Origin of the sequence: Hoylesella timonensis 4401737 = DSM 22865 = JCM 15640, assembly GCF_000455445.1 — a bacterium.
GTDB classification, from domain to species: Bacteria; Bacteroidota; Bacteroidia; order Bacteroidales; family Bacteroidaceae; genus Prevotella; species Prevotella timonensis.
The window spans coordinates 85,764-109,697 of sequence record NZ_HG417092.1; the positions used below are offsets into that span (position 1 = coordinate 85,764).

Genomic DNA, 23,934 nt, shown 5'->3' on the forward strand with positions numbered 1-23,934 from the left:
TAGCCAAGCTCACACTGCTGTCCGTGCAGTGTGCCCTCTGTACAACACTTTTGAATAAATACTATCCTTAATCAAAAAATATAATTATCTTTGCAATAAGAAAAAAATAGCTAATAGATAAAGTAAACAATAGCACGCAATAAATATTTGTTTGAACTGATAGCGTTACAAAATTCAGAGGTGTACAAATAAAGACAACTCGTTGGAATTATAAATAAATCACTTATGAGCACCGATTTAATTTCTGTCATCATACCCTCCTACAAACCAGACAACTATATTTACAGATGCTTGGAGAGTGTTGCCAGACAGGATATAGACAAACAACGCTACGAAGTTATTATAGTACTGAATGGATGCAACGAACCTTATCATACTGACATTAAGTTGTTTTTGCAACAAAAGTTTCAGGGAGTCAAAACCTTGCTTTTGCAAACTGATGTTGCAGGCGTATCGAATGCCCGTAACATAGGCTTAGACAATGCACAGGGAGAATACATCGCTTTTATTGATGATGATGATATCGTATCAGAGAACTATCTTTCAGAGTTGTACCAAACAAGTTACAATCACCCGCTTCAAATTGTGGCGAGCAATGTAAAAGCATTTTATGATAACAGCTTAAATGACACAAAACCAGATTATATTGGCAAATCCTTCTTGAACAAGAAAAATGATAAAAAATCATGGTTGTCAGTGTTACAAGGAAGAAAATTTATGAGTTCTGCATGTTGCAAACTAATCCCTAAGGCAATCCTCACGGATATTTGGTTTGACATTGAACTCACACAAGGTGAGGATTCTTGGTTCATGGCAAACATCAGCAACAAGACAAGTGGTATCGTCCTTGCCTCAGAAGAATGCATTTATTATAGGCGAATTAGACAAAATTCATCTTCTCATACGGCCATGAACTGGATGAAGCGTGTACAAATCATGGGAAGTTTACTAAAAAGATATGTGAGACTGCTTTCTACAGGAAAATATAATTTATGTTTCATTGTAACTCGCATGTTAGGCACTGTTAGGGAATACATCTTTTATTGCTAACAAAATGGTAAAGATATTATATATCACAAAAGAACATCATTTATACTCCTATGACAAACGAAGTCTCTGCGTCGATGGAGTTCCCTTACGGAAGTTCCCTTTGTCTGGAGTGAAATACACCTGTTATCCTATACGAATCTTGAACAGGATGTTCAGACTTGAGCCAAGATGTATGGCAAGAGTCTGTTCAGACCTATTCATTATCGTCTTCCAAAAACGTCTATATGTATACAGCGTAAAGGAAGGCGATTTCAAAGAAATCATACCATGCAGAAAAGGATTTAGCAATCCTCTTCACTTGTGTTCCATGTATTCGTACGGAGATGACAAAATTTTATGGGGAGATTATGGACAGAATTCCAATCATGAAGAAATTAACATTTACCAATATACGAAGAAAAAGGGATTGACCATCGTCCATACCTTTCCTGCTGGAACAATCCGTCACATTCATAACATTGTATATGACGAATATCATAAGCGCTTTTTCATCTTTACAGGCGATTTTGAGAAAATGGCTGGTATCTACGTGGCAAATACGGATTTCTCTGAAGTAAAGCCTTTTCTTATAGGGAAGCAAGACTATAGGTGCGTGATAGGGAGAGTTTTTCCTCAAGGATTGCTTTACGCTACCGATGCAACGATGCAAGACAACTATTTATATTTTGTTGACAACCATGACAAAAAGCCGAAAAAGGTGTGCGACTTACATGGCTCTGTAATCTATGGCACCAACCTCAACAACGGATTGGTTATCTCCACCACAGTAGAATCATATCCGTCGGTTTTGGGACATAGGCTTCTTTCCATGTTTGATTACAGACTGGGGAAAGGAATTAAAAGCAAGCATGTTGATGTCCTGTACATCACCAACGACTTACAAGTAAATCGCATTGTTCGTCTCGTGAAGGATATTTGGCCTATGAGACTTTGCCAATATGGCCAGGTGGAGTTCCCTGAGATAGAAGAGGCGGACAAGCAAGCAAATATATTATGTTCGCCCATGGCTGTCAGAAAATACGATGGAAAGTTGTGTGAAATAAAGCTCGATTCCCTTTCGTTTGACATTATCAAATAACGCAACATGAAAATACTTGTTACTTCCATATACTACTATCCTGAAATAGGTGCAGCGCCCTCACGGATTACTAATTTAGTCGAGGCACTACAAGCAAAGGGAAATCAAGTGGACGTACTAACGTCATTGCCAAATTATCCCAAAGGAAAACTTTTTGACGGTTACAGAAACTGCCTGTACATGTCTGAGGCTATCAACAACTGTCATGTCTACAGATACTGGATGTACGCCACTGTCAGCAAGAAGCCTTTGCTGCGAGCTTGGAGTATTCTGTCGTTTGCATTGATGATTTGGGGATTCGCATTCCATTTCAGGCGTATAAGGCGTTATGACCATATCATTATCCAATGCCCACCATTGCCCGTAGCAACATCTGCAATGTTAATATTTAAATGCTTGTATCGACGTACTACGATTATCAATGTCTCAGACCTGTGGCCTCTATCAGCTGTAGAGTTAGGAGCCATGCGTAAAAATAGTCTTTCATACAAATTGTTCGCATGGATGGAACGTTTCGTCTATAAAAAAGCCGATGGTATCATGGCTCAATCAAATGAATCGATACGGCATATCTCCATGTTCTCTGAGCAAACACCTAAATTTCTCTACAGGAATCTACAGAAATACAAAACCGCTATGGGCAAACGTCGCAGCAAAGGTAATCTCAAGGTTGTATATGCTGGACTCTTAGGAGTTGCCCAGAATTTACTTGAGATAATTCAATTCATTGATTTCAAGAATATTGGCGTCGAATTGCATTTATACGGAGGTGGGAACCAAGCTAACGTCATTAAACAATACATAGACACACATAACACCAATGTGTTTTATCATGGAGTAGCCCCCAAATCGGAGATGGAAAACATCTTGCGTTCCTATGACGCATCTTTGATTCCCCTGACGGTACATATTAAAGGAGCAGTCCCTTCAAAGTTGTTTGACATCATTCCATTAGGCATTCCAGTATTATTTTGCGGCGGAGGAGAAGGAGCGGAGATTGTGAGGAACTATCAGCTGGGATATGTTTCAGAACCAAGAGATTATCTGTCCTTAGAAGAGAACTTGATCAAACTGTCAAAAATGCCACCTGAACAATATATTTCTCTCACCGAGAATTGTTGTCACGTTGCACAAGAGCATTTTAATTTTGACGAACAGATGACACGTTTTACTTCTTTTCTGAATAAGTTTAACTAAGAATAAGATCAATGACACGACAACAGAAAACCGTCATGCTGGTCTTTGGAACTCGTCCTGAGGCTATCAAGATGGCACCACTCATTAAAGAGTTTCAAAAGAAATCTGATATATTTAACACCTTGGTATGCGTCACTGCCCAACATCGACAGTTGCTTGATCAAGTCATGGATGTTTTCCATCTGACTGCAGACTACGACTTGGACATCATGCAACAAGGACAGGATCTATACGACATCACATCTCGTGTGCTGCTCAGCATGAGAGACGTGTTAAGGCAGGCCCGCCCAGAACTTGTACTTGTTCATGGAGATACCACAACCAGTACAGCCGCCGCACTGGCTGCTTTTTATCAACAAATTCCTGTTGGACACATAGAAGCCGGTCTGCGTACTGGCAACATTTACAGCCCATGGCCTGAAGAGATGAACAGACAAATAACAGGGCGCATCGCATCTTATCATTTTGCACCTACTGAAACCAGCAGAGAGAACCTTCTAAAAGAGAATGTACACCCAAGCAACATCTATGTCACGGGAAACACGGTTATTGACGCACTCCACTTGGTGGTGAATGAATTGAAATGCGACAAGCAACTTGCAGATAGAGAACGGCAGACCCTCATCGGCTGTGGATACGACGTTTCCCGACTGAACGAAAGCAAGAAACTGGTTCTCATCACAGGTCACCGTAGAGAAAATTTCGGAGATGGATTCCACAACATCTGCAAGGCAATCAAGATGTTGGTCTTACAACATCCCAATGTTGACTTCGTCTATCCCATGCACTTGAATCCAAATGTACGGAATCCCATACGTCAGGTATTTGGAGAAAACCTGAATGACTTTCAAAACTTATTTTTCATCGAGCCATTAGAATACCTTAGTTTTGTCTATTTAATGGAAAAGTCTTTCCTTGTGCTGACAGACAGCGGAGGTGTTCAGGAAGAAGCACCCAGCTTGGGCAAGCCAGTATTAGTGATGCGTGATACTACCGAACGACCGGAGGCGGTTTTGGCAGGAACTGTAAAACTGGTTGGAGCCAATTACCAAAAAATTGTTGACGAAGCGTCGCAATTGATACTTGATGACCATTCGTACAGTCTCATGAGCAAAGCCAACAATCCTTATGGAGATGGACAAGCAAGCAAGCGAATTGTAGAGATTATCAGAAACATATTAGGACAATAAAACACAAATTGATACGTTTTACGAAAATATAGAAACATAAAAGAACAAAGAAAATGAAAGTCTGCTTTATGGGATTAGGCTACATAGGTCTTCCCACCGCTATTATTACCGCTCAAGCTGGTCTTGATGTAATAGGAGTTGATATTAACCAAAAAATTGTCGATACAACCAATCAAGGAAAATTACACATCATAGAACCTATGATGGAAACCATGCTGAAAGACGTAATCTCTGCCAAAAAGTTTTACGCCCGTACAACACCAGTTGTCTCAGATGCTTACTTGATTGTAGTACCGACCCCATTTAACAGCAATCACCAGCCAGACATATCATTTATAGAAAAGGCCACACGCACCATCATACCCCTCCTCAAGGAAGGCGACCTATATATCATCGAGTCGACGTCACCAGTTGGCACAACAGAAAAGATGGAAAAACTTATTTTCAAGGAAAGACCCGAACTGGAAGGAAAGATCTACATCGCATACTGCCCTGAAAGGGTGTTACCTGGCAACATTGTTTACGAACTGATACACAATGACCGAGTGATTGGAGGATATGACCAACAGTCCACTGAAAAAGCGATGAGCTTTTATCGTCATTTTGTGAAAGGAAGTCTTCATCCCACCAATTGTAAAACAGCCGAGTTGTGCAAACTCACCGAGAACTCAAGTCGTGACGTACAAATAGCCTTTGCCAACGAATTGTCAATCATCTGTGATAAGTCTGGTATTGATGTCTGGGAATTAATAGAATTGGCCAACAAACACCCTCGTGTGAACATTCTTCGCCCAGGCTGTGGCGTAGGCGGTCATTGCATTGCTGTTGATCCTTATTTTATCATCTCCAAATTTCCAGAAGAAAGTCAACTTATCGCAACATCACGCAAAATAAACAACTATAAGGCTGAATGGTGTGCAGACAAGATTAAAAAAGCCATTATTGATTTCAAGCTAAAAAACAACAAAATACCCCATGTGGCACTAATGGGTCTTACATTCAAGCCAGACATTGATGACTTAAGAGAAAGTCCTGCCCAACAAATTGTAGGCAACATCATGCAGAACTGTCACGATGCAACTTTGATGGTTTCGGAACCAAACATACAAGCTCATTCTATCTTTAAACTTACTCCATATCATGATGCTTTTGAGCAAGCTGACATTGTGGCATTTCTCGTAGCTCACTCTAAGTTCAAAGAGCTTACTAAAAAGCAAGACAAAATCATTTTCGATTTCTGCGGAATAGAACATATAAAAACGGTGTAAAGACGAAAATGTACCTTTACCACAATGATACTTGAATGCCTGCTTTGTGCATTTAAAAATGGTGTGCCCATTTGGACACACCATTTTGTTTGTTAGTGGTTGGTTCTAAAAATTATCACCGTATGTATTCCTTTGAGTAGGGCTTCAAAAGCTGGAAAGGGGAATAACAAACTACTTGTTTGCTTATTCTCTCCCTTCCAACTTTGTTTACAGGTTCGCCTGTGGCGAATGACCTCAGATGAAGCACTATCGGCCCATGTGCACAGTGTGACTGGCCTTGGTGTCGAGCTGCGTAATGATATATACACCTTGCGGTAGCTGGCTGTTGGCCTGAGCTATGGTTATATGGCGTGCCACACATACGCCGTCAAGGGTGTGCACGTCTACCATTGCGTTGGCTGGCAAGTTGCGAATGGCATCAATACCAGAAGGAATGGCCGTTGTTACCAACGCATCGAGTCCGCTGGCTTGTGCAACCTTAATTACAGGCTGTTCTCCTCCCAGTTTGTTTACTACGGCGGAGGGTAGTTGTACACGGTCGGTGTTGGCTATGAACAACAGGTTACCCTTAGTATCGTAGAACTTGTAACCCATGGTGCCAGGCAGCACATTGTCAAAGGCTATGCTCATGGTGCCATCGTTATTCTTCACGCACTGTAGTAGACGTGCGCCACCAGGTTGTTGAGCGCTGGGCTTGAAGTCTTCCCACTGTCCATGATCACCCATTTTACCAATGGCTACCCAGTCGTCATAGTCGCGACGCATGGTGCCGGCTGGTGCACCTTCATAGGTGGCTGGCGAGCGTCGTATGTGATCGTCTATGAACACGATGTTGCCTAACTTCTTGGGATAGGCGTGCATTTTTGCCAACACGGCGTCAATCTGTGCCTGCGTGGCGGTAAGACGTTTCTTGCCGTAGTCGTCCACTTCTTTTTGGTGTACTGGGACGAAGAACCCGTACATCTGGAACAGCTCGGACAAGTCGGCGTTGGCTGCCTCACAGCACTTAAGCGCAAACTTAAGCCATTCGTCGGGACCGTTGATATCGTAGGGCTTCTTCATCGGGTCGTCGTTGAGTAGCTGGAAGAGCTTTTGGTAGAAATCGGGCTGGTTACCAGCTGCGTGGAAATACAGCCATAGCTTGAAATACAGTTGTGTTTTGCACCAAATACTATAATCGGCAAAATGGTTACCCGCTACGTATTGTTCGGAAATATACTGGCTACTACCGTTACCGCGCGAGGTCATAACACCTTGATTAAACACGGCTACATTGGAGAACAGGTTGTTAGAAACCTCCGTACATCCGTGTATGTTGATGAGGTTTTGATGGCAGTGTCCCATTTCGTGTGCGGGTCCCCAGATGCTGCCACCCAGGCGCATGCTCTCGTAGTTCATAACACTCGACAGCGTTCCCTCCTCGTAGTAGGAACCGAAAGTGGTGGCGTACATGTAGTTGCTTTGTACGCTGGTGGCATTGAGCACGTTGTTGCATCGGTCAGCTACCTTAGCTTGTAGTCCTTTGAGGTCTACCTCCATCTGCACAATTCCATCCCAAATCTTGAGTAGATTGGCCATGGGACCGGGACAAGTGGCCTTTACCTTGGCAGCGTTCATGTGGAACACCACGTTCTTGGTCTTCAGGTTCACAGCCTGTGCCTGCAGCAGTCCGTCGCTTTTCAGGTCCTTCCACACTTGGTTGTCGTCACCCTTGGTCAGGTCGAAGTATCCATTGACACTTCCGCCCTCTATGTGTATTTTAATGTCTGGGAACTGGGCGAGCTTCATGCCCGTGTTGTGGGTGTTTACTATGTAGCGAATGAACAGGTTGGCCTGTTTCTCCACGGCAATGACGTTAAGTCCCTTCTTCAGCTTGATGCGGTTACCCTCTACACTGCACAGCTCCACCGTCTCGGCTTCGAGGGTGGCGTTGGCTGGCACGTCGCTATCCACGAACAACAAAAGGGTATTCTTGGGGTAAGCCGTAATGCCAGTAGGATTGGTAAGGTTACCAAACTTATAACTCATGCCCACCTTCCATGCCCAGTGGTCGTTGTCGGAGTAGGGCTTGTAGGAAGCAATGCGGAAACGCTCTTCCCAGTTATTTCCACTGGCATAGGTTGTCCATGCCTGGTCTTTAATCTTCAGCACGACATTCTGCAAAATAACAGGAATGCCATCGTTTTGCATCTCTGTCTTTAGGTTTTCGTTAGATTTACCAGCATATGCAGGAGCTATTTTCGTGGCAGCTGCGTCAGCAAAATATTTGGACAACTTCTGCCAATGGACATTAGCATTGTCTTTCAGGTTGTGGAATGCTTGATATTCTTCTTGCGCTTTTCGTAATTTTTCCTCGTCAACCTTCACCTCATATAGCACCCAATTGTTGGCGGATGCCGACGTATGCCAGCCCACAGCCTGATAACCTTGCGACTGTCCGCAATGAATGCCCACGCCAAAGACATCGTCCATGGTGAACATAAGATTGAAAGGATCATTCACCTCATTGAACTTGAACCCTCCGTTGGAGCTAGCTGCCGTACGATATGGCTGGCTCAAGGCTCCGCTTTGTCGCTGTATCATTTGATTGGTGTAGGCATTCACCAAGTCGAACCGGTCGCCTTTGGCCACCAATTTCCACACTTGCGCATAGTCATTGGCAATGGTAGTGTTCTCAGTGGTGACAGTGCCGTTTGCATAGTCTATCTTAAGCGGTCGTTTGTAATCAACACACACGATGCGATAGTACTTGCCGTCTTCTGGGCGTTTCGCTCCTGATAGTTGTGTGAGGCGTTGCTTTACCTGATCGTTGCTGATACCTGCTTCTCTAATAACCCACTCGGAAGGCGTGATTTGGCCACCAGGAGCTGCGGGGCTCCATGACACCACTCTCAAGTCACCGTCGCCATGCAGGCCTTCATTATTGTCATTGGTGTTGGCGATGTCCCAATAGGTATTGCCGTTGACAAATCCAAAGCGCTTGAACCAAAAAGCGTAAGGATTGGCACCAGTGTAATAGTTGGTGTACTTGGTGGACTGTTTCTGTACGTAACGTCCCGTACCAAGATTTTGCAAAATCGACTGACCGTTTATCACCCTCATCACCCACACGTCGTCAAACTTAGTTGAAGATGGTTTGTTGCTGCGGATGTTCAACTTATGGTCGGAACCCTCGTACATATATAATTCAGTACCAGGCTTGCGCTGGGTGTTGATGATGTAGTAAGCGGCCGGTATGAGCTGTTGCTTTTCATTCAAGCGTTGCTGCATCTCTGGGGTGAGGGTCACTTCCTCGAACTGCCACTCTGAAGGGCGGTTAGATTCCGAAGTGGTGGTGGGGAACCAACGTACCACACGCTGTCCCTGTGCCTCGTGCATACAGAATCTGCCAGTAGAGTGCATCAGATTGTAGCATTCTACATCGGTACGTGCAGTATTTCTTTTTATATTAAAGGTAAAGGGGTTGTTACCTGTGGTATACATGGTCTCATTTTCGTACACGGTTCCCACGTAGGCTCCTGAACCCACGTTGCGCAGGGTGTACCCCTCACCGCTCTTGGTCAGCACAAACACTTGGTAAAAGTCGTTGTCGTTGACAGTGGCGGTAGTCTTAAGCTGACTTGTCGCTTGGTCTTCGTACATCAGGTGTCCTGCGTAGTTAGTATTCCACAGTCGATATGCCTTTCCGTCTGCTGGTGCGCTATAATTGGTGGCACTAACTGGCAGGAAGCCAAATATTGTGCAACATAGCATGATCAGCCAGCTTGTTATTTTTCTTGTTTTCATTGACTTAGGTAGTTGATGAATGTTTGTAAAAAAAAAGACATGCACTAACTATGTAGAAAGCGCATGTCTTTCGCTAAGGGTATAGTACCAGCTTGTGGCACTATTCCATATTAGAACCTTTTTGCTCCAAGTATGGTTTCAAGATTTTTCTGTGCCCATGCCTCATCATGCACCTCGAAGAGACGCAGTTCAGACATGTTGAACCAGTCTGAGCTGGTACCAGTGAGTCCTAAAGGATCTTTGTTACGGCGTGCCAAAGGTACGAACCGCAAGTACTCATAGCTCTCGGCAGTTTTGATGTGGTTTTGAGCTACGCCCTGCTTTCCACGTCCTTCTGGCAGTTTGTAGGTAATGATACCCAAACTTGTCCATGCACCATCGGCATCGGCACCAGAGTGACTTCCAAATACTTCGGCTCGTTTCACGTCACCACCACCGTCACCATTGCCACGACCCATGTAGTCGAAGTAGAACTCGCCAGCAGATGGCTTGTTTAGGTGTATCTGTATGCGGTGTGGCTTTCCATCGGATGAATTCTTTTCCCATTGAGAGTGGTAGTACGTGTTGGTGTTATTGTCTATCAAACCAGGGATACCTTTTCCATCTGTTGGATGTGTAGCATTGGCAGTAATCATGTCTTCGGTGAGCGTTACACTTACTTGCTCGGACCATACGTCTGACGTACCTGTCACCTTCACGGGTTGCTTGGTTTCCAAACCTGTAGGACCATAAGAAAGGATCGTGAACTCATATTCTCCAGCAAACTTGAAGGTGTTCTTAAAGGTAATGGAGTTGTTGTTCATGTCGGTGAGTGTCTTCTTCACCGTCTTACCTAACTTTGCGTTGTGCATGGTGATGACCAACTTGGTATAGTTCACTACTTCAGGTTGATCCCAAGTAAGGGTAATCTGTCCTTTCTCTGCCTTAGTCTTGGCATTGACAACATTGAATGGTGGCACAGGTGTAAACTTGTTCTGCTTGATAGTAACAACGTATAACCTGTCGTTGTTTTCGCTCTTCAAGGTAACAGTACCCGTACGTGGCTGGTCACTTAGGTTCATATCAACCTTTCCAGACAGTTCACCATCGGTGTTACTCAGCAACTGTTTATCTGCATGCAACCACGAAGCAGCATTGTCGGACACAGTGACAGTCCACTTGCCGTCTTTCTCGTTTTGCACATAAGGGATGCGTATCTTGCCACCCAAGTCGCCGATTTCGTAACTCGTATTGCCGTAGCAAGGGATTACCTTGTATCCTACGCGGCTCTGTATCAAGACAAATTCTTGCGTAGCATCCCAGTTTTGAGACGATTGCAAGATCATGGTGCAGTAACGGTCAGCCTTGGTCTTATTGGGGTCGAGGCGTAGCTTGATGAGTTTTCGTCCTTGTGCATCTTCTTCCAACTTTTCATTAGCATCGAAGTGTACCCATGACGTGGTGTCTGGTACAAGGATATGGTCAATGTTGAGGTTGGTGGAAACGGGAGCAATAAACTCAGTCTCATTTCCCTCTACGTATGCCATGAACCCATTCTTTCGCATAATGAAACCACCATCTTCAACGAGATTCAGTGTGGCTTCGTGTCCTACCTGTATCACCTGAACGTTATACTCTTGGTGTCCGTACTTGATGGTTACCACAGCCTTGCGTGGTTGATATCCATCGTATGTACCAGCCTTAACAAGTACCTTGTCGTTGGCTTTTTCCACCGTACACCAGTCAGCGTTCGCTTCGGCGTTCCAGTTTTCTTTCGCCACGTTGGTTACCACATCGATAGTCCGCTCACCACCTTCACGCTGGAAGGTGATGAGTGCCTGGCTCTTGTGAGGAACTTCAAGCAGAGACTTGTCAAAGTTCGTCTCGTAGTCGGGCGAGCAGGCTGTGAACGTCGCAGTAAGTGTTGCGACCAGCATTGCCGAAGCAATGATTATCTTATTTTTCTTCATTTTTCTAAATGTTTAAGGTTTCTTACAATTGCTCTGCCCTTGGGTTGTATTGGTGGCGAAGCTTTGCCTTCACTTCCTTGAAAGGACCTGGCTTGTTGGTGCCATCTTTCTGTGGGTTGAGTAGGCGATACTTGTAATGTACACGAAACTCTTTATAATAGGTGGAGTTGCCGCCTCCCAGTGCAACGAGTTCGTTGAGGTAGAAAGTGTTGTCGTATTCCCCGATGGGGGTGAGCATGACTACTTCCATTTCATTTGCATTGTAGGGAGTTACTACTGCCTCGCGCTTCTTAGGGTCGGTTTGCAGTTGTTTGCCCACGGTAAAGACCACACTCTTCTGCTTGATTTGTGGAGCTGCCTTCTTGTAGTCTCCATAATCCTCATTACCAGCCAACATACGAACAGAGTTCACCGTAAGTGGAAAAGCTCTAAGCGTATTGGTTGGACGAGCTGTCTCACTGTTGCTCAGGTTTACCACTGTGGTGCTGTTGTAGTTGTATGTAATTTGCGTTTTGGTAGAAGCAAACTCGTTCTTCCAATGAATGCGCAGCAACACCTCTTTCTTCTTATTATTGAACGGTGTAGTGGATTTTGGATCCAGCTTATAGTTCAAGAAATAGATGCTATCTGGCGACAGCTTGTCAAGGTTCTTGAGCTTGATAGGAAACTTTACCTGTGACTCACCAGCCTTTATCACACCATTGAGTGCAGGTTCTTCATAGCACTCTTCGGGCAACAGCTTGGCAAAGCGTGTGGAGTCGATGTCATAGTTCGACTTGTTGAACACTTTGAACAGCGAGTCGGAGTGTACGATACTCACAGGTACGCTTTCCGAAGGTAGCTGTGATCCGCTGATACCAACCACCAAGTTGATGACGGCACCATTTGTGGATGTCTCTGCCTCCATGTCTACGCACTGCCTGTCGTACACACCGTCTGAGTTTTGCAGCAAGTAGCTTTCTTTCTTGTATTGCTCTTGGTCGAAGTCGTATGTCTCGCATGAGAAGAGCGTGATGCCGACAGCCAGCAGCAACAATTTATAAATCTTATTGTTCATCATCATTTTGTTTGTCTATGGTTTGTGATTATCTTTCCCATCCCCAGTTTTGATCCATCTTTGGCAGCTTAAGCAACTCGTAATGGTTGAGCGGCAAGAATATCATCTTAGGTTTGGCAATACGGTCTCTATAGTTCTGCTCGTCTATCTGCACGATGTTCCAAAAACCTCCGTTGGAGTTGGTATCATCGCGATCTTTACTTACATCTAATCCTCGCCAGTTGCTACTATTAGCATCTTCGTCGAGATACGTTCCCCAACGTCGAGTGTCGAAGTAGCGGTAGCCTTCATTGAACAACTCAACTTGTCGCTCGTTCCTGATGACCTTCTCGAAAGCATTCTTGTCATTCAGGGTAGAGGCTTCTACACCGGGGAGTCCTACTCGGTAGCGTATCATGTTGAAATACTTCGCCATGAATTCTGCATCACGACTGATGCTTACGTCTACCAGCTCTCCACTGCGGTTCCATGTCTTCACCGTTGGATTGCCCTCAATGTTGTTCATCGCCTCACACAGTTCGAGCAGAACTTCTGCATAACGGATGATAGGATATGGCTTCATCGTTTTCATCACTCCATTCGTATTGGGTGCCCATGAGTCGTCTGGGTGTACATACTTCACCGAGGTATATCCTGTGATGTTTACGTCATTAGGATTGTTCTGCGCTCCTGCCTTTCCTGCTATTCCGTCACTGTTGTCGTACCAGAATTGCTTATTGGTTTTGGAACCGTCGGCACTGGCAGAGTTCATCTCCCATACACGTCCAGGGAAACCAATGCTTGCGTAGAAACGTGCCGAGCGGTTGGCATACATATTTGGGATGCCCGACTTAAGTACGAAAGTAGAGAGATTTTGTGCCTTCTCTGTGGTGTTCTCAAAATCAGCGTCATACAAGCTGGAGTTAGCTGGCAACTTTCCGTCTGCCATTAAGAAGCAGTCTATTACGCGTTGTGGCACGCTCAGACCACCCCAGCCACCAAGTCCACCACCCACTGGGAAGCAGTGTTGTGTGTACTGAATTACGCTACCCGAAACTGCGTGAGCCCATATAAACTCGCGGTTCACCATTGGCAATCCCTCACCGTTGAACATGTCAGCAAACGAGTGGTAGGGGTCGATACCTCCCACACCCTCTGGAAATTCCTTGTTACGCAACGATTCGTCTACGTTGTCAAGTGGATAGGGGAATTCCTTATCAGCCTTCACCGTGTGTAGCTCGTAGTAGTTCATGTCTACCACTTGCTTGGCTGCTGCGGCTGCCACTGCCCACCGGTTGGGATCATAGTCCTGATTGATGTAATTAGCACCGTCGCTCTTACGCTTCCAACCATTGAAACAGCGACGTGCGCTATCTCCTCCGTTGAAGGTGGGCGATGCCTGAATGAGTCGAAGTCGAGCAATCAATGCCAATGCGGCACCCTTGGTAGGACGCGAGAAATAAGCGAGTGACTGATCTTGCGGTTCAGAGATACCCTTTAGTGAGAGGGCAAACTCGTTACAGATGTAGTCTATCGACTCATCAAACGTAGCACGCTCACGGTTGTAGTACTCGCTGTCTTTATCGGTAGGGATAATCTCGTCGCCCACGATGAGCAGCGGTCCCCAGTTCATCAACAAGTGATAGTAGGCCCAGCCACGCATGAAGTGTACATAGGCTTTGTATTCACGACGGTCGCCGTCGCTCATATCTGCCACTTTGTCAACGTTGGCGAGCATCTTGTTGCAACGCTGCACAATGACGTACATGTTTTTCCACAAGTACCAGTTGGGGATGTTGGTTTCGTTGATATTTCCAACGGTGAACTGTGCGCCCCAAAACTCTGACGTCTGCCATTTCACGGCTATCTCGTCCGAAGCGGTCTCGCCAGGATTCCACGAGCCTCCCCAAATATTTCCTTCGTGTGGGAATTCTTGTGGGGTATTCCACAAATATCCTTCTGCGTTCTGCTTGCTGTGGAAGACAGAGTCCTCCTTGAACGTAGCTTGGAAATAATTGTCCACGTCCAGAAAGTCGCAGGATGTAAGCATGCCGCTGGCAGCCATGAGGCCTGCACCAGCTATGGTCATGATGATTTTTTTCATATTGTAATATCGTTTGTATTTCTTAGAAGTTTAGGTAAAGCTGCAAAGCGTATGTCATTGGCAACGGATATACGGCGCCATTAGCCCCTGCCTGCTCGGGGTCGAAGTATTTCACGTTGTCGATAGTGAAGATATTATTCATGACGAATTCGCAGTCTAAAGAAGATAATCCACATGCGGTAATCCATTTCTTGTGGTGCAGCTTGTAGCGCACGCTCAACTCTTGGAATCGGAGGAACGATCCGTCACGCTTCCAGAATGTTGACAGTTGAGCATTGTTGCTATTGCCTCCGTACGAGAGTCTTGGGAACTCTGCGTTGGGGTTTTCAGTAGCTGTAGTTCCAGAGTACCAAGCTGGCGTCCAGCGGTTCTTTGGGTTGTTGGCGTGCTTGAGCACATTTCCTATCTCACCGTTATAGAATGGAATCCATCCAGAGTCATTATAGAGACCTGAACGATAGTATTCCACCTTGGCTGAACCCTTGAACAGGAATCCAATGGTCAGGTCTTTCCATGTATAATCGGCACCGAATCCGTACATTAACCGTGGCAGCTGATTGCCGTAACTCAATGGCACGCGGTCGTCGTTGTTCACCACGCCGTCACCGTTTACGTCACGATACTTGATATCACCAGGACGTACCTTACCGAACATCTGTTCGGGGCTGGTTTCTATTTCCTCCTTGCTCTTAAAGAGTCCTTCAGCAATAAGACCACGCAAGATATACAATGGCTTTCCGTTCGAACTCTGGTAACCGTATGCGTAGAGAGGTTCCTCAAAATTGTCAACGATGTTCTCAGAGAACGTGTAGTTGGCACGTACAGTGAAACTCATGTCCTTGTTAATAGGGTGATGATATGAGATGTTTCCATCAGATCCGTAGCTGTGCATCTTACCCACGTTAGAGAATGGAATGGTAATCATACCCGCATATTCTGGCAGGGTGACGCGCTGGCGGTAGATGTTGTCACGAACATCGTAGAAGAAGTCTACGGTGAAGGCGAGTCTATCCTTGAAGAATTTTCCTTCAATACCCACGTCACTCTTTCTAGATACCTCCCATTTCAGGTTGTCGGCTCCAATCTGTGTCTCTCGAATACCTAATCCTTGATAGCCCCAGTAGGTGGGTGCCGTATGGTCGATGAGTGTGAGGTAAGGGAAGCGTGTACCTGTAATTTGGTCGTTACCCGACAATCCGTAGCTACCACGTATCTTCAAGAAAGAAAACCAAGGCATCGCATCTTTGAACCACTGGTAGTTGGATGGAATCCAACCTGCAGCAATAGATGGGAAGAATCCGAAACGCTCGCCCTTCTTGAACTGTGCCGAACCCGTGTAACCGAAGTTGGCATCGATGAAGTAGGTGTCTTTATAGCCGTAGTGCAAACGTCCCGAAAGGTTCTGTCTACGAGCGGGAATGGCATTGATGCCCATGGCATCGTTACCCCAATCGGTACCTTTGGTGTCTTCCATGTAGTAGAAAATCAAAGCACCCATGTTATGGTCACCGAAGGTGCGGTTCCAGTTGGCTTTTGCCTCAAGATAGTATTTGCGCCATCCGCTGTTGCTACTGCCGTAAACCATGTCTAGCGCACGACTGTTCAGACTCTTGATAAGTGCACCCTGTGCGCTACGACCCGTGGCGTGATACAAGTCGGGAGCGATAATACGTCGCTCGTTGAAGTCTGTGGTGTGGTCCATCATGGCCTGTACCGATGCCTCCAATCCCTGCAACACACCATTGAACTTTTGCGTGAGCTTCAGCGTTGTCATGTTGCGGGTTGTGTTCTGGTCTTTGTAACCGTAGTAGTTGAGTGCAGCGTAGGGTGAAATCAAGTTGTTGCGCCCGAAAGTAGGTATGGTGCCATCGGAATATTCCACGGGCATCATCAGCGGGTTCATCACGCGTATGTTGTTCCATACTGCATTGGTACCCATACCGCCTGGCGTGGTGTAGTTCACGATGTTTCCGTCAACACCAAAGTACAGGGTGGTGAGCTTGGTGAGGTTCATGTCAATGTTGGCACGATACGTCATCTTACGGTATGTCAACGGCTTATTGAACACGTTGCCTTTTTGATTGTAAGCTGCGCCCTCGTCTTGGTAACCCAATGACAGGAAGTAGCGTGCGATGTCGCCACCGCCGCGTGCGCTCATATAGTAGTTTTGCTGCAACGACGTTTTCTTCATAATCTCGTCGGTCCAGTTCACATCAGGATACAAGTCTCTGTCCAGTCCGTGCTTGATCAAGTCGAGCTGAAGTGGTGTGTACAAGTCCGATTCGCCTGACATGGCACGTGCCTCGTTAGCCAACAGGGCATAGTCGTAAGCACCGAGATACTGTGGTATGCGCTTGATTTGCGACAGCTTTACCGAGGCGCGCCCCGTAATGCTGAGCTTACCCATGGCACCACGCTTAGTCGTCACGATGACTACACCGTTTGCACCACGCACACCGTAAACGGCAGTTGCTGATGCGTCTTTCAGAATAGAGAACGACTCTACGTCGTCCACGTCGATATCATCAAGTTTTCCTTCAATACCGTCAATCAACACCAAGGCTGACCCGTTGGCACCGAAGGTACTGATACCACGAATCCAGAATTGCGAAAGGTTACGACCTGGCTCTCCTGAGGTTTGCATGGTGATGACACCTGCCACACGTCCACCGAGCATGTTGCTCAGCGACATGCCCGGAGCTTTCAATTCCTTGGGGTCGATAGTAGAGATAGCTCCTACTACTGACACTTTTTTTTGCGAGCTCAAGCCCGTTACCACCACCTCGTCAACGGTGCTGGCATCTTCTTTGAGCACGAACTTTTGGTCAGCAAGATCTTTGGTCACTAATTTCTCTATGGTTTTCATACCCACAGCCTGTATCACGAGGGTGGCGTTTGGGTCTACCTTAATGGTGAACTTTCCGTCCAAGTCGGAAACCACTCCTCGTCCCGGAACGTTTTTGATGATGATGGTGGCGCCTGGGTACGGTTCGTCCTGTTCGTCAACCACAACTCCCGACACGGTGAATGTCTTGCTCTTGGTTTTGTCGTTGGCATTCTGTGCAAAGCCGTTTGTGACTACAGCGAGTAACAGAGCCAACATATAGATAAATTGTTTCATATTGGTTTGATATACTATTATTTCATGGATTTATTCAATCGTCAGCTTGCGGATGCAGCGGTTGCCAGTGTCGGCAACGTACACGATACTACCATCAGCATTCACTGCCACACCACGGGGATAAAGGAACTGTGCCACGTCGGGACCTCCTTCCTTGAATCCAGCCGATCCTGGCAGACCTATGACGGTGGTCACAGTGGCTTTATTGTCAGGTTGGTTGGTATCAATACAACGGATACAGCTGTTCATACTGTCAGCGATGTACATCTTGCCATCGGCTGTGAAACATATCTGTCGTGGATAGTTAAACTTGGCATTCTTTAACAAACCATCCTCCCAGCCACTACCAGCACTGGTTCCTTCCCAGCATGCGCGTCCAGCATATTTCTCACCATGGTATTCGTTAGGGTCTTTTCCTTCCAACTGATCAATGTCCACATACCATATCTCGTTGTTGTCGGTCTGACAAATGAACAGACGGTTGGGCATGGTAGGGCTAAAAGCGAAATACGAGTCACTACCATTGTTGTTCGCCCCATGGATACCAATCTTCTTGAGCAAGACAGTTGCCTTGCGTGTTTTAGGATTGATTCTTACCAGCTGCCCTTGGTGCATGACAGTATAAAGCTGGTGGTCTTTTTTGTTGACTACGACGCAAAACTTCCAGTTATGCTCATCAAGAGTCTTTGTATCCTCTGTCTTGATGATACGTAATTTCTGTTGTGCAAAATTGGAGGCTTTTTGGTAACGGTAAAAGTCCATACCAGCATCTAAAGGTGCATACATAGTCTCCACTCCCGACTCGTCAGAGAAGGCTGGAGCGTTTACCACACCGCAGTCTTCACCAAGAAACCTCACATTGTTGCGTTTTAGTGATGCCATCAGCACGTTTCCGTCCTTATTCTCATTTTTACTATTCCTTGCCTGACACCCGTCAGCTCGACCCGTGTGATGAGTTCGTTCACAGATGAAAATATTGTCTTCATTGTCCAAGCAAATGTATGCTGGTGCCGACAGCGTAGTAGAAGTCAGCGTACCTGGCACGGTGGGCTGTACTTCAGAGTTGGGTTGTCCCACCACGGTAGTTACTGCCGTCTGTGTACGATAGATAAACTTGTTGGGAGCTTCGCCAGAAATAGCTTTTTCTCCTTCTCCTCGCATCACCTTGATGCCGATGTTACGCTTGTAGGTAAGCCCTTTTGGCACGGTGCAATAGATTTTCTCACCGTTCGAGGATACCAATCCGCCACGGTGTTCGATGCCGTTCTCGTCTACATACATCACGCGTAGTCCAACGGTGTCGGTGCCGAAGTTGCTACCCGAGATAATCATCGATGTGGCAACACCACCCGAGTCGGGATAGAAATCGTCCACTACGATTGGCTTTGATGGATCGAAGGCTGCACCAGCCGTACTGGTGTCTTTGTCACTGCATGCTGCAAATAAGGCACATGCAAGTACGCCTACCATTAAAATTTTACTTTTCTTCATGTTGGTTAAAAAATAATTATTTAGTTGTTTTGGTTATTCTTGAAGTCTACGCTCCTTGTTCTTTCACCCTATATATAATAAGGTGTAAGGAACGTTTGTTTGAAATAGTAATCCGGTAGCAATTGTTTAGATAGATTTAGACAAAACTGTGCAGTTTATAGTCTTCTTTTTCTTATTATTTTGCAAAAATAACCTTTTTTTTGAAATAAATATCTTTTAGCAAAAAAAAATGTTTTATTAGGTCACATTGCTTTCATTTAAGGACAATTTTTGTAGCAATAAATAAAATACCTTGTTTTTGCAACGGAAAGGCACGGAGGAACATCGTAACAACTGTACAACACGGCTTTATTATAAAAATACAGCATAGCATATAATATGTTTAACAAAACAGCGTTATATTATAAAACATTTTAACAAGGTGAAGCAAATACCTGCCTATATAAAGTATAACAATGACATTCAGAATAAACGATTCATTCCAGATGGGATGAATGAGTTTGAACGCAATATCAAACGTTGCTGCGATTTCCTGATAGCACTCGTTGCCATCATTGTTTTCTCACCTGCTTTCTTGTTGTGCTACATCCTTGTTAAACGCGAAGATGGCGGTCCTGCTATCTTTAAGCAAGAACGCATCGGGCGTTTCGGCAGACCTTTCACCATTTATAAGTTTCGAAGTATGTGCATAGATGCCGAGAAAGACGGACCTCAGTTGTATGGACACGAGCATGAGCACAGGATGACAAAAATAGGCAAGTTCCTGCGCACCCACCACTTGGACGAACTGCCGCAACTGTGGAACGTGGTCAAAGGTGACATGGCTTTCATCGGTCCACGCCCAGAACGAAAATTCTATATTGATCAGATTATAAAACATGACCCACGATATGTTTACCTTTACCAAATCCGCCCCGGTGTTACTTCGTATGCCACGTTGTACAATGGCTACACGGACACCATGGAAAAGATGCTAAAACGATTGGATTTGGATTTGTATTATTTGGAACATCGGTCGTGGTGGTTTGATGTTAAGATTCTCACCAAGACTTTTATCAACATCCTCTTTGGCAAAATTTTTTAGATTTTGGCAACTTCATCGTATTTATAACACGGCTCTTTCAATTAGAAATGAAACATCTGCTGAAAGGCTCATTTCGATTGAACTCAGAATTTGATAAAGACAAGTCGATACCGCTGACTTCGAAGTATCATTTTTCGATTGCTCAAAGTCTCTACTTCAAAACGTTCATCTAACTGATGAATGCCATACGGTGCTAACACCTTTACATCCTTTATACGAGGGTCGCCTTTTGTTCGGTCGGACAACAAGGGATTGACTATGAGCAGTTGCTGGTCGTGGTGTTTGAATGTCATGACACATTCAGGATGTTGATAATCCATATCATTGAGCATCAGTATTTTTCCTTGAAATGACCAAAATATTCGATGCAAAGTTAAATCTTTCGAACCACTATTCTGTAAGGTATCTATTCGCTCTAAGTGCCAAAAGCCATCTAACTCCCCGTTGCCTGATGTCTCCACTTCGCAGGAGGTTATCCCGCATAAAGACAAGCACAGCACCACTACATAGGCAAAATGCCGCATGCGTACGCTCTTTTGAAAACTATAAATTGAAAATCCCATGCTTACTAACTGTTAACTGAAAACCTTGATTATTTCCTAAGATTCCGCCAAAATCAGCTCCGAAGGAAGCCATGAAACGCCAGCCATATCGCCAGCGGTAAGCGGTCTCTAAAAACAAACTTACGTTGTGATGTTTCTTGAAAAAGGGGGTGTTATAGGTTCCGAAACCTTCTTGATAAGTTGCCAAGAATCGGTAATTGAGCCGCTCTGCAGGTTCGCCCGACAGTCCCAAGTGAAATGCCTTGAATCGATTGTTTTGGATTTCTATAGTCCCATTTTCATTGTAAAGCGGTGAGCGGTACAGTGGATTGCCGATTACCTCTCCCCAATGCTGCCACCCCGGATAAATATAGTGGTTGTAGAAATTGTCTCGCCCTGAAATATGATGACTCATGTTCTGCGTATGGTCATGGTACACTGGTCCACTTTGGTATTTCGTGTACAAATATTCAAAGACGAGACTCTGTAACCAATGGTTGTATTTTAGGTTCAGTTCCAGTCCCAACATCATATCCTTGAAGTCGTAGAGAAAAAACTTTCTTTTCTTCTTGACGTTCCATTCCTCCCCCGTTCCATAGCCATCGTAGTCGAGTTGAAACATGGACGAGTGGTCCTCAAAGTATTTTTCTCCGTATAATCTTACAAACCAACTGTCGCCTTCGTAATTCATACGGAAGAGCCAACTTCCCAATTGGTTGCCTTCTACATTCTGATACACAATGCCCTCTTCGGGTGCATCATGTCCTCCAGGCATAAACGCATTCCAAAAAGCCCTCATATTGGTGTTGCCTTTCACAACCTTAGTCTCGCCATTGCTGCGAGGTTGATAGCTTGTTCCTCCAAAGAGTGTTGCCATCTCCAAGCCTAATTCTAAAGACCAAGGGCAAAATCGGTCTTCATTGCCAATCTTCAGAAATCCTGCTTTGCTGTGATACAACACCTGATCGACGTATTTCGATTGTCGTTGCGTAAAGTCATGTTGCCAATTGTCATCCGTCATCCGTCCATAAGCAATATGTCCTTTGATATGTAGCCACCTATTTCCGAATGGCAACCTCCAATAATCGGGCAATGCCAATCGTACTTGTGGCACGGGTCGGGCATTGATGCCAAAGGTTTGGGAACCACTACTCAAGGCATTGTTCTTGAGTTCTATAGGATATTCCTTGCTTCCAACGGAGAGCGAGCCATGCAACCAACGCACTTCAGCAAAGGCTTGTTGCACAATGGCTTTACTCGTAAAATGATAAGGTATCGCCACATCAACGCCATATCCAACTCCCCAACGACGAAGTGAGTCTGTGCGCAATGGTCTGATGATGCTGGAACGAAGGTAGCCGTTAACCGATTCCAACGAACCTAAGCCGTGTCGATTGGAATGCATCCATAAAGGTGTATGCCCATTGGCAAAAGAACTTTGGAACTCAACATGATAGTTCATGTTGTTTCCGAGATTCAATTTTTCTGTTTGTTTTTCTTGATAATTCATTTGCGCGCACACACTTTGCGCCAAGAAGAACAGACAATAAAATATTATTTGGCGTTTCATTGTTTTTCTATATGCACAGATAACGGAGTTTTTTCCACATTATTATATAAGTTTCAAATTCATTTTGGCACATGCCACGGTTCTTTCTTTGCAGGCAATGTTGTTGAACAACGAAAGCACAAAACAAGACAAAGAACGCAGGCGTTCGTTGAAAGCGAATTTGGCAAAGACACACAACAAGTTGATGTCGGTAGATTTGTTGCATTCGCAGAACGCTTGCGTTCATTGCCTTGTTGAGTTTATTTGTTACATTTGCTTTCATCCATTAGATTTGTTTTTGAAACAAAAGTAAAAAGATGGATGCTACAAGAAACAACCTTTTAGAAATGGAAAGAGCCGCATCCATGTTATATTGTTTTTTGCTTATTTCCTTGCAATATCCCTCTTTTAATTTATATTTGCGAAAGAGAGGAGAAGCTATCATGGAAAAAGAAAAAACTGTCAAAAACATTGAGATCGAATTCAAAATTGAATACGACAAAGAGTTGACGAGAAAAATAAAAAAGTGGAGAAACCGAGTACCTGTCATGTGCGCAACATGGTTGCTCTCATTCATCCTTTCATGTATTTTCTTTTTAACAGAAAAGCCCATGCTCTTTTTGATTTTCTTATCTGTTTTCGCCATTGCTTTGTTTGTACACCTACTTATCATTGGTAAGATTTATGACTTTGAAAAAGAGCTTGATATGGACATCTTTTCAGGTGACTCTGGATATCCGTGTTGACCACTCTCATTTTTTAATTTATATTTGTAGAAGAAAGGAAGAATCATCATGCAAAAGCATAGCGTTTTTAGAAGATATTTGAGAGTTTTTTCGTCATATACAGCCTTATTTTCATTCATCACTTTTGTTATAGCAGTATTGTTTAACTTGCACACCGTCTGTGCCTATTCCTTTATTGTTTGTACGATTGCCCTCATTTGTAACATCTTGTCTTTTGATGACTCTCATTATCCATTATATCCATTCGGTTTTTTCAATTTTTGGGATTAATTCTCAAGCCTTTTGATTCAATCCTACATTTACAACAAAAAAGGAATATCTATCATGAAAAGAATAAACACAAATATTAAAGTTGAATATGATAAGGAAATCCTACAAAGAATTAGAAAAAGAAAAGAATGGCTGACAGCGACATCGAGCATTTTGTTCTTGTCCTTTTTAGGTATCATTTTTTCGTTTTTGATCTATTCACCCGCTGTTCTACTATGGAGTATTGTCATCTTTGTGGTTGATTTGTTCGTTCATCTGGCAATTGTCGGTAAGATATACCGCTTGGAACAAGAGGGCGGATTGGATATATTCACTGGCACGGGTTTTCCCGATTAATTTCCACCTCACATCCAATCAGCTACTTTATACGAACTTCTCTTAAAAAAGTTTTACTGGACAGCAATAAAAAATGATTCTCGTTCCCATTTTTGAAATATTTTTATTACTTTTGCAAAGTTAAACAAAAAGAAAAG

General features: G+C 44.5%; 16 protein-coding genes. 8 read left to right on the top strand and 8 right to left on the bottom strand.

Features of this window, described 5'->3' with window-relative positions:
• Window positions 1-225: 225 nt before the first annotated feature.
• Genes BN35_RS03855 through wecC form a run of 5 tightly spaced genes read left to right on the top strand, consistent with a single transcriptional unit; the run spans window position 226 to window position 5,783 of the window.
• Window positions 226-1,050: a glycosyltransferase family 2 protein gene (locus BN35_RS03855; protein WP_025072009.1), complete on the top strand. Its 825-nt coding sequence runs from the start codon at window positions 226-228 to the stop codon at window positions 1,048-1,050.
• A 4-nt stretch (window positions 1,051-1,054) separates the two neighbouring features.
• Complete coding sequence (locus BN35_RS03860; protein WP_145992923.1) at window positions 1,055-2,128, top strand: hypothetical protein; 1,074 nt, start codon at window positions 1,055-1,057, stop codon at window positions 2,126-2,128.
• A 6-nt stretch (window positions 2,129-2,134) separates the two neighbouring features.
• Window positions 2,135-3,325, top strand: a complete 1,191-nt coding sequence (locus BN35_RS03865) for a glycosyltransferase family 4 protein (protein WP_025072011.1) — start codon at window positions 2,135-2,137, stop codon at window positions 3,323-3,325.
• Between the two features lie 11 nt (window positions 3,326-3,336).
• On the top strand, window positions 3,337-4,515 hold the full coding sequence (wecB, locus tag BN35_RS03870; protein ID WP_036893236.1) for a non-hydrolyzing UDP-N-acetylglucosamine 2-epimerase: 1,179 nt from the start codon (window positions 3,337-3,339) through the stop codon (window positions 4,513-4,515).
• Between the two features lie 53 nt (window positions 4,516-4,568).
• Window positions 4,569-5,783, top strand: coding sequence for a UDP-N-acetyl-D-mannosamine dehydrogenase (gene wecC, locus BN35_RS03875; protein WP_025072557.1), 1,215 nt, complete (start codon window positions 4,569-4,571; stop codon window positions 5,781-5,783).
• 246 nt (window positions 5,784-6,029) lie between these two features.
• Here wecC and BN35_RS03880 read toward each other — a convergent pair whose 3' ends face one another.
• The 6 genes from BN35_RS03880 to BN35_RS03905 all read right to left on the bottom strand — a co-directional run bounded on the left by BN35_RS03880 (window position 6,030) and on the right by BN35_RS03905 (window position 19,270).
• The gene (locus BN35_RS03880) at window positions 6,030-9,569 is read right to left on the bottom strand and encodes a M60 family metallopeptidase (RefSeq protein WP_028900893.1); all 3,540 of its coding nucleotides are present in this window, start codon (window positions 9,567-9,569) and stop codon (window positions 6,030-6,032) included.
• Between the two features lie 110 nt (window positions 9,570-9,679).
• On the bottom strand, window positions 9,680-11,518 hold the full coding sequence (locus tag BN35_RS12760) for a BACON domain-containing protein (RefSeq protein ID WP_025072554.1): 1,839 nt from the start codon (window positions 11,516-11,518) through the stop codon (window positions 9,680-9,682).
• Between the two features lie 22 nt (window positions 11,519-11,540).
• Window positions 11,541-12,581, bottom strand: a complete 1,041-nt coding sequence (locus tag BN35_RS03890; RefSeq protein WP_051275172.1) for a BT_3044 domain-containing protein — start codon at window positions 12,579-12,581, stop codon at window positions 11,541-11,543.
• 22 nt (window positions 12,582-12,603) lie between these two features.
• Window positions 12,604-14,658: a RagB/SusD family nutrient uptake outer membrane protein gene (locus BN35_RS03895; RefSeq protein ID WP_025072552.1), complete on the bottom strand. Its 2,055-nt coding sequence runs from the start codon at window positions 14,656-14,658 to the stop codon at window positions 12,604-12,606.
• Between the two features lie 22 nt (window positions 14,659-14,680).
• Window positions 14,681-17,779: a SusC/RagA family TonB-linked outer membrane protein gene (locus BN35_RS03900; protein ID WP_028900892.1), complete on the bottom strand. Its 3,099-nt coding sequence runs from the start codon at window positions 17,777-17,779 to the stop codon at window positions 14,681-14,683.
• 30 nt (window positions 17,780-17,809) lie between these two features.
• Window positions 17,810-19,270: an IPT/TIG domain-containing protein gene (locus tag BN35_RS03905; RefSeq protein ID WP_028900891.1), complete on the bottom strand. Its 1,461-nt coding sequence runs from the start codon at window positions 19,268-19,270 to the stop codon at window positions 17,810-17,812.
• A gap of 490 nt (window positions 19,271-19,760) precedes the next feature.
• Here BN35_RS03905 and BN35_RS03910 point away from each other — a divergent pair, with 490 nt between their 5' ends.
• Window positions 19,761-20,354, top strand: a complete 594-nt coding sequence (locus tag BN35_RS03910) for a sugar transferase (protein WP_102938009.1) — start codon at window positions 19,761-19,763, stop codon at window positions 20,352-20,354.
• A gap of 83 nt (window positions 20,355-20,437) precedes the next feature.
• On the opposite strand, the gene BN35_RS03915 is transcribed toward BN35_RS03910, so the two are convergent.
• A complete protein-coding gene (locus tag BN35_RS03915; RefSeq protein WP_051275171.1) occupies window positions 20,438-20,917 on the bottom strand; it encodes a lipocalin-like domain-containing protein in 480 nt (159 codons plus the stop codon).
• Window positions 20,898-22,466 carry a capsule assembly Wzi family protein gene (locus BN35_RS03920; RefSeq protein WP_025072549.1) on the bottom strand — a complete coding sequence of 523 codons (1,569 nt, stop codon included), beginning with the start codon at window positions 22,464-22,466 and terminating at the stop codon, window positions 20,898-20,900. The genes BN35_RS03915 and BN35_RS03920 overlap by 20 nt, the downstream gene beginning before the upstream one ends.
• Before the next feature lie 422 nt (window positions 22,467-22,888).
• On the opposite strand from BN35_RS03920, the gene BN35_RS03930 reads away from it, so the two are divergent.
• Entirely contained in the window at window positions 22,889-23,191 is a 303-nt protein-coding gene (locus BN35_RS03930) for a hypothetical protein (RefSeq protein WP_145992924.1), read from the top strand.
• Window positions 23,192-23,515: 324 nt separating this feature from the next.
• Window positions 23,516-23,797: a hypothetical protein gene (locus tag BN35_RS03935; protein WP_025072546.1), complete on the top strand. Its 282-nt coding sequence runs from the start codon at window positions 23,516-23,518 to the stop codon at window positions 23,795-23,797.
• Window positions 23,798-23,934 lie beyond the last annotated feature (137 nt).

Coding starts and splice junctions, on each gene's coding strand:
- BN35_RS03855 (WP_025072009.1), top strand. CDS start 226: ATGAGCACCGATTTAATTTCTGTCATCATACCCTCCTACAAACCAGAC.
- BN35_RS03860 (WP_145992923.1), top strand. CDS start 1,055: ATGGTAAAGATATTATATATCACAAAAGAACATCATTTATACTCCTAT.
- BN35_RS03865 (WP_025072011.1), top strand. CDS start 2,135: ATGAAAATACTTGTTACTTCCATATACTACTATCCTGAAATAGGTGCA.
- wecB (WP_036893236.1), top strand. CDS start 3,337: ATGACACGACAACAGAAAACCGTCATGCTGGTCTTTGGAACTCGTCCT.
- wecC (WP_025072557.1), top strand. CDS start 4,569: ATGAAAGTCTGCTTTATGGGATTAGGCTACATAGGTCTTCCCACCGCT.
- BN35_RS03880 (WP_028900893.1), bottom strand. CDS start 9,569: ATGAAAACAAGAAAAATAACAAGCTGGCTGATCATGCTATGTTGCACA.
- BN35_RS12760 (WP_025072554.1), bottom strand. CDS start 11,518: ATGAAGAAAAATAAGATAATCATTGCTTCGGCAATGCTGGTCGCAACA.
- BN35_RS03890 (WP_051275172.1), bottom strand. CDS start 12,581: ATGATGATGAACAATAAGATTTATAAATTGTTGCTGCTGGCTGTCGGC.
- BN35_RS03895 (WP_025072552.1), bottom strand. CDS start 14,658: ATGAAAAAAATCATCATGACCATAGCTGGTGCAGGCCTCATGGCTGCC.
- BN35_RS03900 (WP_028900892.1), bottom strand. CDS start 17,779: ATGAAACAATTTATCTATATGTTGGCTCTGTTACTCGCTGTAGTCACA.
- BN35_RS03905 (WP_028900891.1), bottom strand. CDS start 19,270: ATGAAGAAAAGTAAAATTTTAATGGTAGGCGTACTTGCATGTGCCTTA.
- BN35_RS03910 (WP_102938009.1), top strand. CDS start 19,761: ATGAATGAGTTTGAACGCAATATCAAACGTTGCTGCGATTTCCTGATA.
- BN35_RS03915 (WP_051275171.1), bottom strand. CDS start 20,917: ATGGGATTTTCAATTTATAGTTTTCAAAAGAGCGTACGCATGCGGCAT.
- BN35_RS03920 (WP_025072549.1), bottom strand. CDS start 22,466: ATGAAACGCCAAATAATATTTTATTGTCTGTTCTTCTTGGCGCAAAGT.
- BN35_RS03930 (WP_145992924.1), top strand. CDS start 22,889: ATGGAAAAAGAAAAAACTGTCAAAAACATTGAGATCGAATTCAAAATT.
- BN35_RS03935 (WP_025072546.1), top strand. CDS start 23,516: ATGAAAAGAATAAACACAAATATTAAAGTTGAATATGATAAGGAAATC.